The following is an 11,360-nucleotide window of genomic DNA, read 5'->3' on the forward strand; positions in this document are numbered from 1 at the left end:
GGCGTTTCGTTATTTTGGACTATCAGCTTAGCTCTTCAGCGAATAGCTGTTCTTCCGACTTCGGTTTTTCCGTTTGTCCGAAGCCTCTCAAACCAACAACGTGTACATGTTCATGGTCTTTAAACACTTTACGCACCAGTTTATAGGTTGTCCCCTTCTCTGGGCTGATGTTTTCAGGCGCAGCAATCAGAAGCTGCATATCAAGACGGTCACACAGCTCGAACAGCGTTGCAATTGACTTAGAGTCAAGACGCGCAGCCTCATCCAAGAACAGCAGACGACATGGAACGATGTCTTTACTGCGTAAACGACGAGACTCTTCTTCCCAGCTTTGGACCACCATCAACAGAATTGACTGTCCAGTACCAATCGCCTCACCAGTAGACAATGCGCCAGATTCCGCTTGTAACCAACCGTCTGAGCCACGACTTACCTCAACACTCAGCTCTAAGTAGTTACGGTAATCCAGCATCTCTTCACCCAGAACCTGAGCTGAACGCTGCCCCATATCGATATGTGGGTTCACACGCTGGAATAGCTTCGCCATTGCTTCTGAGAAGGTATAGCGAGAGCTTTCAAACAGATCTCTGTGCTGTTCGTGATTATCGGAAAGACCCGTCAACAAGATCTCATGGCTTTCACGCACTTTAACGTTTAGACGTACACCTTTCACCTGACCGAAGGCGATGTTTGACAAGCCTTGGTTAAGCATACGGATGCGGTTCTGTTCACGTTGAATGGTTTTACGAATAATGCTCGCCACCGATTCAGAGCTTATCGCAAGACGATTTTCACGTTGAGTCAGCTCTTCTGTTAAACGCGCCAGCTCAACTTCCATCTCTTCGATAGCTTCTACTGGGTCGTCGGTACGGATAATGTCTTGGCGAATACGCTCGCGAAGATGCTGATAAACTGCAATATAAAACAATACCTTACGCTCTGGACGTGAGTTATCTTCTGACTGACGTAATGAATCACGCAGGTCTTCATTGTTTGCTACAGCAAGACGCAGAGCACCCAACGATTTATCGGACATTGAACGCAGCTCATCCGCAGACAAGTACGCAAGCTCACGTTTGTGCAGACGACGTTCAACATCATTTTCACGCGCTAAACGCAGCACTGAACACCAACCCGCTTTTGCATTTACAACAAACGTGCGCAGGTCGCGATAATCTTTTTCAACTTTCTTCAGACGCTTCACTAGCGCTTTCATCTCAAGGTCCGTTGAAGTGATAGTACGTTCGTATTCACTCTTACGTGCTCGAGACGTATGTAAGCGTTCGTAGAGTTCATCACGGCGACGCTCTGCACGCTCTAGTGCACCTTCATCCGCGTGAACGCCAAATTCTTGCAACTCTTGCTTAAACTCTTGAACCGTTTCAAGTTTTGCCTGATGAGAACTCTTTAGCGACGCCAACACCTGATTGTATTGGCTAATTTGAGCTTGAGATTGCTTCAGCTCTTCACGAGTACGGTTACGCGCACTTTCAGCTTGCACCAGTTTCGCTTTCAACTGTTCGCTCAGTTCACTACTCTGACTCAGCATGTCTACTGAATCGGAATAAGCGAAGTGATGACGGCGTTCAACCAAATCAGACAACGCAAAGATCTGCGCTTTCAGTTGTTGTAGTTGCGCATCTGCTTGCTGGTATTGCTCTTCCAGTGCATCAAACTGCTCTGGATCTGCATCCAATGCATTTGCCACTTTTTCAAGCTCTGTGATGGTTTTCCCATGAGCCGAAATAAAGCTTTTCGATTCGCTCAATTGAGCAATCTTTTGCGTGATTTCTTCCGCTCGTTCCGCTAAAGAATCGTCTTCAATCAACAGCATATTTGGCGCAATTTTCTCGAGCGCAGAAATTGCCTGCTTGCTTAACTGAACTTGGCTGCGCTGCTGCTGGTCTTGGCTATCCAGTTCAGCCAGAGTACGCGCAATCTGATTACGCTTTTCGCGAGCGACTTGAATTGCTTGCTCAGGATCTGCATCGAATGCGACCTGTAAGTGCTTAGCCACAAACTCATTAAAGCTGCTGAACAGTCGTTGTAGCTTTTGCGAATCAAAAGCGGCTTTCGCGTGTTGTTCCACCACTTCTTCACGTTCAGAACGTAATAGTTCCAAACGCTGTTCACGTGCAGCCCGACCAAACAATGGGATTGCCGGCAGACGTGAATAACGAATCTGGCGATCGTTAAACTGAACGCAAACAGCACCATCAAGTTCTTCAGCGTTAAATGAACTGTCATCGAATGCGTCTACATCACCTTCAATCAGGTAAAGGTCTTCAGGACAATCATCCAGTTCAATTAATTTCTCTTTGATACCAGTCAGGTCAGACACCACAATCGCGTGACGTGCAGGACCGTACATCGCACTGAAATAAGGTGCATCGTCAATGGTGATATCGTCATAGATTTCAGACAACAACACACCGCCAAGCGTATCAGCTAAGCCTTTTAAGCGCGGATCGTTCGAACCACTAGGAGACGCTAAACGTTCGATTTCTTGCTCTAGAACCTCACGGCGCTCTGCGAGCTTATCTTTAGTATTGGATTGGATTTTCTCTTGTTCCAATACCTGCTGCATTTCTGCCATAACAGATTGACTGTTAGCCAGCTCTGCACCACTTTGCTCACGCAGGATTTCTAATGCATCGTTGGCTTTAATCCAAGCAGGTGCAACAGCTTCAAGCTGTGCAATTTTCTGTTGTTGGTCTTGCTCTAAACGACGCTGTTCACTGCGTTTCTCACGCAATTCTTCTTGAGTCGATTCAAGATCCTCCAACACAGCTTGATGGCGCTCCAGCTCTTGCTCCACCTCCATTTCATCACTCAAAGTGACGTTGTGTTGCTTTTGGTACTCATCAACAAGTTTGCGAACACCCGTTTGCTGTTCTAAACGTCGCTCCAAATCTCTCTGCTGTGCATACCACTGTTGTTCATTCTGTGTCACCTGCTGTGCTTCATTCGCACGGCGGATCAGCGTTCTTGCCTCATTAGCCGCGTCTTGGCGTTCGATATTGCCCAACACGCGCTTCACTAAGCTGAACGCATTTTCAAACTGAGACGCTGCCGCAGACGACATATCTAACTTGTGTTTCAGAGAGAGCAATTCAGAAGTACGCTGTTCTTGTTGCTGTTTAAGCTCGTTAACTCTTGCTGAAGTGTTTCCGGCATTGATGCCGTCATCGCCCAGTAACTTTTTAGCTTTATCCAGCGCATGCAACGCTTGCTGATATTGCAGCGCACGTGTTTGTTGCACATCTAGCGCTTGTTGGTAGTCAGCGAGTTGAGTCTTAAGACTGTCTACTTCTTCTTCTGCAATGGTGGCTTGTTCTTCCGCTTCGAGCAGACGCTCTTGCGCTTCTTCAACCACCATCATCTGCTCTTCAAGACGCACGTTCAGCTCTTCAAGGTCATCCTGATAGCGTTCAATTTTCTCTTGCTGGCGCAATGCGTTTTGAACCAGTTGCAGATGATCCGAAGCCCCCTGATGGTCTTGCTCAAGTGCAGATTCTTGTTCAACCAATAGCTCAAGTTCTTCATGCACTCGGTTAAGCAAACTGTTTTGCTCAATCAAGGTTTCACGAGAACTCATCAACTCTTTACGCAGCTCAAGCGTCTGACCAACTTTATTGCGACGATCGTTTGCGTGACGCATGTAGTCTGCCGCAACGTAGTTAGTCGATTCGGTAATAAGATGCTTAAACAGATCGCGGTCAGCTTGGGTTGATTTAATCGCTTCTAGCGTCATGCGGTTTTCACGCAGCGCCGATTCCATATCTTGGAACGCTTTCTTTACACCGCCGTTTTGTGGCAATAGGTAGTCGCGAAGCGAGCGAGTAATGGCACTTGAAATACCACCGTATAGAGACGCCTCAATGAGTCGGTAGAATTTTGAACGGTCGCCACTGCTGCGTAATTTCTTCGGTAATACACCGAACTCAAACATTTGGGCGTGGTAATCCACTGTAGAGCTAAATGCTTTGAAGTGAGCGCCTTCAATGGCTGTTACTGCCGCTTTTACATCGTTGATTTGACGTACGCGCGCATGCTTGTCTGAAACCGTTTCGATTAGGATATCAGTCGGTTTGATATGGCTTGGCAAACCTTGAATAAGGAATGGTTTGATATCCACTTTCTTATCACGACCGGCTACCTGTTGCAGCTTCACACCAAACAATAAACGTTGTTTGCGAGAGTTCACCACATCAAGCGCCGCGTAACATGCGCCCGGCTGCAATTTACCAAATAGACCTTTGTCACGAGATGCTTGCGAGCTGCCCGCCTCAGTAGTATTGCGGAAATGCAAAAGGCTTTGGTCAGGAATCAACGCGGTGATAAATGCAGCCATTGTGGTTGATTTACCAGCACCGTTACCGCCAGATAGTGTCGTTACTAAGCTATCAATATCAAATGTACGAGCAAAGAAGCCGTTCCAGTTGATCATGGTTAGCGATTGATATTTGCCTCTTTCAATCATGCTTCACCTTCCAATTCTGTTTCGTCGGCTTGATCTTCTTCATCTGTTAGAGAGTCTTCTTCTAATAAACCTTCATCTAACAAACTATGCTGATTAGGTTCCTGTGTATGCACAACGGCTTCACCATCACGGATAAGACGCAGCTGCGCTTCACGCATGTCATCACCAACACGGACGTCGGCACCAAAGCGAAAAACCGCTTCACTGATGCTGAATTTTGTAGTTTCACCAATGTTGATGATCATACCCAGACGGCGTAAACGGCGAAGAGAGGCTCGAACTTTTTCAAACAGTTTCTCTTTATCCAAATCCGAGCCGTTGGCTCTGTTGGTCACCAACTTCATGAGTTTTTTCTCGTCAGTTAGCGCAAGTAGCTCTTCATAGAGCTCTTGATTGGTAAAAATACCCTCGTGAGCCAAACGTTCAGGGCTGAGATAAAGGAAACAGAGCACTTTACCCACCAGCATATCCAGTTCAGATAAGATGCTGCGACTAATTAACGTCGTTGAACGCGGGCGCAAATAGAAGAAGCCTTCAGGTGCACGTACCAGTTCTGTGTTGTAGCGCTGATAAAAATGCGCCAGTTCCGTTTCAAAAACCGATAGGAATGCGTGATTATCTAAATCGTCGCTAGAGATATGTCGACCAGCACGTAAAGCACTATCCAGTGCAGGGAAAAGCGGATTGCTGATCGCTTTAGCCAGATTCTCTGGCATGTATTCATTAATATCTGTCGATGACATTTGCTTGTACCTTTGCACCAAAATCGTTGATTGCTTGCCAATCTGGCTGAATAGCTCTGTAATCCGATTCGGAGTAACCGAGTCGAACCGCTTGATCAACAACGATTCGTGCTAAATCAAAATGATGAGTCTTTGGATGCGTCGCGAGGTAATCACGCAGTACCGCACCTAAATCTATCGATTGTCCTTGGTCTTTGTGCACTTGCAACATAGCGCCAATTCTTTCGGCAAGTTCATCGTTTACTTGCTGGAACTCTTCGTATTCCACTTCGTCAGGAACGCTGCCCGTCACCTCATCGTCACGAAGCATCAACGCTTCATCGCGCAGATCCATCAGACGCTCAGCATCGGCGTAAGTTAAGTACCAAGGCTGTTCAAAATAGTCGTTAAACGACTGGCGTAGACGTTGGCTAAACGCTCGGTTTTGATCCATGTCGATAGCGGTACGAATGAACTTATGTACGTGGCGGTCGTAACCTATCCACAAATCAATCGCTTGCTGCCCCCAACTCGTTATACGGTCAAGTTTCATCTGCAAGCCAAATAAGGTTTCTTCAATGAATTCAAGTTCAGGATCGCCGTAAACCATTTCCTGAATATCTAAAATCTGAGTTTGAAGATCATCGCCTGCAGTTTGCAAGGTATCTTGCAGTTCACGAAGCGTAGAAGACGTTTCTGAAAGTAGCGCTTCACAGTTATTAATCGCTTCTCGCCAATCTTTATTAAGAAGCTCTGCAATTTGCTCTTTTACGGATTGCTGTTGTTCATCCATGACACGTTGGTTTAAATCAATTCGGTCAAAGATTTCGCCTACAGAATATTTCAGCACACCGAAAACGTTCTTTTTCCAGTGCCCGACTGAACCACCTTGCTCGGCAGATTCCACCGCTTTTGCCATTTCGTCAGCCAACATCGAAAGTTGTATCGATAGTTTTAACTTAGAAAACTCTCTGTGACGAACGTAGTAATCGGTAATGCCGATAGCCAATGGCGAAAGACGATAGATGCTCGCCCCATCAGTAAGTTCGCTGGTAAAGCGGCTGATAAGACGTTGTTTAACTAGCTCATTAATGGCGTTGTTAGCGCGAAAAGCCGACGCTTCACCTGTATCTTCAAACATTCGAGTGACTATAGTGAACGCATCATGCAGCTCGCCTTCACCGAGTTCTTCATCAAATCTTTCGTTACTGAGTACAGCAATTGCGATTAAAAACGCGAGTCGCTCAGTCGATAGATTTAATGAGAAATCATGCTGCTTTACCCAGCTAACCAATTCATCAATAGGTTGCTCAACAGCGTTCTGAGTTAACTCACCCATTGTTATTCCTGTTATTGTTTTTTCTTAGCCCATACATGTATGTATCGGCCTAATGAGAGGTATGGCTCCTGACGACAAAATTTGCGTTCTAAAGCCAATACATCATCGTATTGATATTCGCCCATGTTTTTCACGTTGCCAATGTAATCACTAAAACAGCGAATACCAGATTTTCCTTGTATCTCAAACCCTGCATCCTCTATCCACTGATACACTTCCGTTGGAAGTAATCCGGTTTGAGGTTGTAGCTTGAAACGCTTGCGATGTGGCATTCCCTCTAATACATGGGGAATGTTGCCACAAACCGCATTCTTATAAACGAGCCCGTGGTAGTTATAGAACATGATTGACGCCATACCACCCGGTTTAACCTGTTCTAACAAGTTTTCCAGAGCGGGCTTTGGCTCGGCCAACCACTCCATCACTGCGTGAAACATCAATACATCCACTGGTTCAGTTAAGTGTTCCTGAACAGTTTGCACAGGAGAATGAACAAAATGATATTGATCAAGCAAGCCATGATTGGCAATATCCTGCTTGGCAAGATTGAGCATTTCAGAAGAGAGATCACACAAGGTTATTCGATGTCCAAGCTTCGCAAGCTTCTGTGACATCTGTGCGAGTCCACCTCCAGCATCTAAAACATGCAATGGAGTTTCTGACTGTTCAAAATTTGCTAACAACTGAGTGAGATCTTCCCAAACAATGACTTGGCGGATTTCTCCTTTGTCAGAGCCATAGATATTTTTTGCAAATTTGTGGGCAATATCGTCGAAATTGCGATCTTCTGTCACGGCGGCTTGAGTTATGATAACGAATTCGTGCTGCTATTTTGTCATAGGAATAGCAGGAATAAAGGGGGTTTCGCCCTTTTTATTATCAAGTGCTGTTTTTTCGGACTATTTTGTTTATGTTTGAGCTGAAAAAAATTGTTTCATCCTTTTTAATGCCCTTGCCAGCACTGCTGATTGTGGGATTCATCGGCTTAATGCTGATTATGTTCACTGCCAAACGTAAGACTGGCAGTCTCATCGTTTTGTTTTCACTAACCAGTCTTTTCCTTATTTCTTTTCAACCTATCTCAACTCGTTTATTGATGCCGCTTGAGCGTCAATATTCAGCTTTCCTTCCAGTGGAAGGAACTATTGATTATGTAATGGTGTTAGGTAACGGTCATGTTGTTGACGACGATATACCTCCTACATCAGAGCTTTCTCGCACCGCTTTAATGCGTCTAGCGGAAGGTATTCGTATTGTCAGAATGTACCCAGGCTCAAAACTGATTCTGTCAGGATATGCTGGCGGTAGCGAATTCAGCCATGCACGTATGTTGGCAAGAGTTGCTCTGGCTTTAGGTGTTGCTAAATCCGATATCGTTTTGCTAGAAACAGCAAAAGATACATGGGAAGAAGCAAGACAAGCGGCGGCATTCGTTCAAAACAGAAAGCTCGTATTGGTTACTTCAGCGAGCCATATGGAAAGAGCGATTAAAGAATTTGAATCGGCTGGATTAAACCCAATTCCAGCTCCAACCAATTATCTTGCGCACGTGAACATTGCTCAACCTTGGGAAAAATACGCTCCTAAAGCGCGTTATCTTGAGCAAACCGAGCGCTACTGGCACGAGAGTTTAGGTCAGCTTTGGCAAACACTTCGTGACTATGTGGCTGGCTATGAAGAAACGTCCACACAGAGCCAGCAGTAACAACACACTATTACCTAGACCCGCTTCAAGCGGGTCTTTCATATCTCTCCAAATACAGATCATATTGAGCGATTAGTACAGCTAAATTCGCTGCCAAATTTCCTATATATCACAATTCATGCTTAGACTTAGAAAAGATCCAAAGCGGAGCTAAACAATGAAGGAAATTAAAGCATTTAATGAAAAACGTGCTGAAATCTATTGGTGGCTTTCAGGGTTGTTTGCCAGTGAATTGAGTTACCAAGAGCTTGAAAAATACAAATCAGCTGAAATTCAAAACTTCCTTAGTGGACTTGGCGAAAACGTACAGTTGTCATCATCAATACATAAACTTCGTACAGTTCTAGAACGACTTCTTTTTCAGGATGACGCACAAGTTCAAGTCGCCGATAGCTTCTATAACCTATTTTTGAAATGCGATGGTGAATCCGCACTTCCCTATGCTTCTTTGTACATAGACAAATCGAAAATGGTTGAAACGACCCCGGCTCAAAGAATTGCACAACTGATGGAACATAACGGGGTGCACGTACAAGAACAATCCGGTCAGTCTTATGACCATCTCGCCATAGAGTTAGATTTCCTTGGGCACCTCATCATCCGCTCCAACGAACTTGAAAAACAAACGCATATGGAAAAAGCACTTCAGTTCCAAGCCGACTATATCCGTAATCATTTACTGAGCTGGATACCAGATTTTTCTTTTCATTGTTCAGCCAGAGATAAATTAGGGTTTTATTCATCAATATCAGTATTATTAGTCGCTTTTTTAGAGCTTGATTTAAATTACCTTACTGGCAACTGATTCTCATCCATGGCTAAACTTAGGCCGTGAATTGTGACTACAGTTAAGTTTGCACCAATGATTTGTCGTTGCGAGCTAACCGTTTGCGGTTTAAACTCAACACCAAATAAGATGAATCATTATTTAAAACGCAAACCGCTGTTTCAAAGCGGTTTTTGTGTTTTAGTGACTTTAGGCTAGAAGCTTTATTAACTTCGCCGCTGCTGAATCCGGCCAGTAATCGGGTTTGTTTGACCTAATAAAAATTTAGCTAAAATCAGCAGTCAAAACAGGACAAATCTATGGCTACGATTAAAGATGTTGCTCGCCTTGCAGGCGTATCGACCACAACCGTATCACACGTAATTAATAAAACTCGCTTTGTTGCTGAAGCGACTCAAGAGAAAGTTCTTGAAGCAGTGAAAGAGCTTAACTACGCACCAAGTGCCGTAGCGCGTAGCTTGAAATGCAACACGACCCGTACAATCGGTATGTTGGTGACACAATCAACCAACTTATTCTTTTCTGAAGTCATCGATGGTGTAGAGAGCTACTGTTATCGTCAAGGTTACACTCTAATTCTTTGTAATACTGGTGGTATTTACGAGAAGCAGAGAGACTATATCCGAATGCTCGCAGAAAAACGTGTTGATGGCATTTTGGTTATGTGTTCAGACCTCACTCAAGAACTGTCGGAAATGCTAGAAAGTCACTCTGATATTCCAAAAGTTATTATGGACTGGGGTCCAGAAGCATCTAAAGCGGATAAAATCATTGATAACTCTGAATTAGGTGGCTATCTAGCGACTAAATACCTCATTGATAGAGGACATAAAGATATCGCTTGCTTAAGTGGTCACTTAAACAAACTTGCTTGTCAGGAGCGTATCGCTGGTTTCCGTCGTGCGATGGAAGAAGCGAACTTAAACGTTAATGACAACTGGATTCTTGAAGGTAACTTCGAATGTGATACAGCTGTACTTGCCGCAGATAAAATTATCGCTATGGATAAAATGCCAACGGCGGTTTTCTGTTTCAATGACACTATGGCTCTAGGTCTGATGTCTCGCCTGCAACAGAAAGGCGTACGTGTACCTGATGATATTTCAGTCATCGGTTACGACAACATCGAGCTGGCAGAGTACTTCTCACCTCCTTTAACAACCATTCACCAACCGAAACGTCGCGTTGGTAAAAACGCCTTTGAGATATTATTGGAGCGTATCAAAGATAAAGAGCACGAACGCCGCATCTTTGAAATGCACCCTGAAATTGTCGAGCGCGACACTGTAAAAGATTTAACAAAATAATAAGTTTCAAATCCAAGCTCTGGTTTCTCCAGAGCTTGTGAGAGCGATCTCGCAAAATTTTTCATTAGTAATAAAAGCGCAAACAGAAAATTCATTTTCTGAACCAACATCACATTTAAATCACATAAGTGTGATGCTTATTCAAAGTTTTGATTATTATTTTGAAAGAAATGTCACGCACAGGGCAAACCATCTGAAAGGATGGGACGCAAAGCCTCCGGCCTAAACCAAATTGTGTTAATGCATAATTGGTAGGTAGCGGGGTTGCCGATGGCAAAAAGGCATACATGAGTTGACCATTGATTGACATACTCAATGTATTCTTTTGCTATTCTCTCGGACCTGAATTTGGTGGCGTATTAGTTAATACACCGAGACTAACAGCATGGATAAACCAGTACTAAAAGACTCAATGCAACTTTTTGAACAACTAGGAAGTGTAAAATCGCGTTCTATGTTCGGAGGGTTTGGCATTTTCATCGATGACGCGATGTTTGCTCTGGTCGTTAATAACCGACTACACATTCGCGCGGACGATCAATCCTCAAAAAATTTCCAGCAACAAGGATATGAGCCTTACGTTTATAAAAAACGCGGGTTCCCTGTTGTAACTAAATACTTTGCTTTGCCTGAGAATATTTGGGAAACCCCAGAACTAATTATTGAAAAAGCAAAGCAAGCTTTAGAAGTAGCAAAGCAAGAACGCGAAACTCAAGCAAAAGCTAAACCTGACCGCCTTAAAGATCTTCCAAACATGAGATTGGCGACCGAGCGTATGCTTAAGAAAGCTGGAATCGATTCTGTTGACATGCTGCAACAGAAAGGCGCTGTCGCTGCGTACTTAGCGGTACAAGAATCCCATACTACAACTGTTGGTATCGAACTTCTGTGGGCTCTTGAAGGTGCAATTGAAGGTAAACACTGGTCTGTCATCCCTCAATCTCGTCGAGACGAGTTAATGCGTAAGCTGTAAACTTCGTGTTCTCAATAATATATAAAGCACTCTACATAGAGTGC

8 protein-coding genes and 1 riboswitch are annotated in these 11,360 nt (G+C 44.3%); of the genes, 4 read left to right on the top strand and 4 right to left on the bottom strand.

Features of this window, described 5'->3' with window-relative positions; translation table 11 throughout:
- Positions 1-22: 22 nt before the first annotated feature.
- From mukB to cmoM, 4 genes are read right to left on the bottom strand one after another with little or no spacing between them, the layout of a single operon-like run.
- Complete coding sequence (gene mukB, locus ACOSVQ_RS19325; RefSeq protein ID WP_491984074.1) at positions 23-4,483, bottom strand: chromosome partition protein MukB; 4,461 nt, start codon at positions 4,481-4,483, stop codon at positions 23-25.
- A complete protein-coding gene (gene mukE / locus ACOSVQ_RS19330; RefSeq protein WP_491984075.1) occupies positions 4,480-5,226 on the bottom strand; it encodes a chromosome partition protein MukE in 747 nt (248 codons plus the stop codon). Before mukE ends, mukB begins: the two co-directional genes overlap by 4 nt.
- Positions 5,207-6,544, bottom strand: a complete 1,338-nt coding sequence (gene mukF, locus ACOSVQ_RS19335; protein WP_491984076.1) for a chromosome partition protein MukF — start codon at positions 6,542-6,544, stop codon at positions 5,207-5,209. Before mukF ends, mukE begins: the two co-directional genes overlap by 20 nt.
- 11 nt (positions 6,545-6,555) lie before the next feature.
- Complete coding sequence (cmoM, locus tag ACOSVQ_RS19340) at positions 6,556-7,338, bottom strand: tRNA uridine 5-oxyacetic acid(34) methyltransferase CmoM (RefSeq protein WP_491984077.1); 783 nt, start codon at positions 7,336-7,338, stop codon at positions 6,556-6,558.
- An 89-nt stretch (positions 7,339-7,427) separates the two neighbouring features.
- On the opposite strand from cmoM, the gene elyC reads away from it, so the two are divergent.
- The 4 genes from elyC to ACOSVQ_RS19360 all read left to right on the top strand — a co-directional run bounded on the left by elyC (position 7,428) and on the right by ACOSVQ_RS19360 (position 11,316).
- Complete coding sequence (gene elyC / locus ACOSVQ_RS19345) at positions 7,428-8,249, top strand: envelope biogenesis factor ElyC (protein WP_491984078.1); 822 nt, start codon at positions 7,428-7,430, stop codon at positions 8,247-8,249.
- A gap of 157 nt (positions 8,250-8,406) precedes the next feature.
- Positions 8,407-9,054, top strand: coding sequence for a molecular chaperone TorD (torD, locus tag ACOSVQ_RS19350; RefSeq protein ID WP_491984079.1), 648 nt, complete (start codon positions 8,407-8,409; stop codon positions 9,052-9,054).
- A 281-nt stretch (positions 9,055-9,335) separates the two neighbouring features.
- The gene (purR, locus tag ACOSVQ_RS19355; RefSeq protein ID WP_491984080.1) at positions 9,336-10,343 is read left to right on the top strand and encodes an HTH-type transcriptional repressor PurR; all 1,008 of its coding nucleotides are present in this window, start codon (positions 9,336-9,338) and stop codon (positions 10,341-10,343) included.
- 173 nt (positions 10,344-10,516) lie between these two features.
- Positions 10,517-10,615: riboswitch (cyclic di-GMP riboswitch) on the top strand.
- A gap of 113 nt (positions 10,616-10,728) precedes the next feature.
- Positions 10,729-11,316 (top strand): TfoX/Sxy family DNA transformation protein, encoded by a 588-nt coding sequence (locus ACOSVQ_RS19360; RefSeq protein ID WP_491984081.1) that lies wholly within the window; start codon positions 10,729-10,731, stop codon positions 11,314-11,316.
- The last annotated feature ends 44 nt before the right edge of the window (positions 11,317-11,360 follow it).

The sequence above is a fragment of the Vibrio sp. HM8-C genome (genome assembly GCF_058630515.1).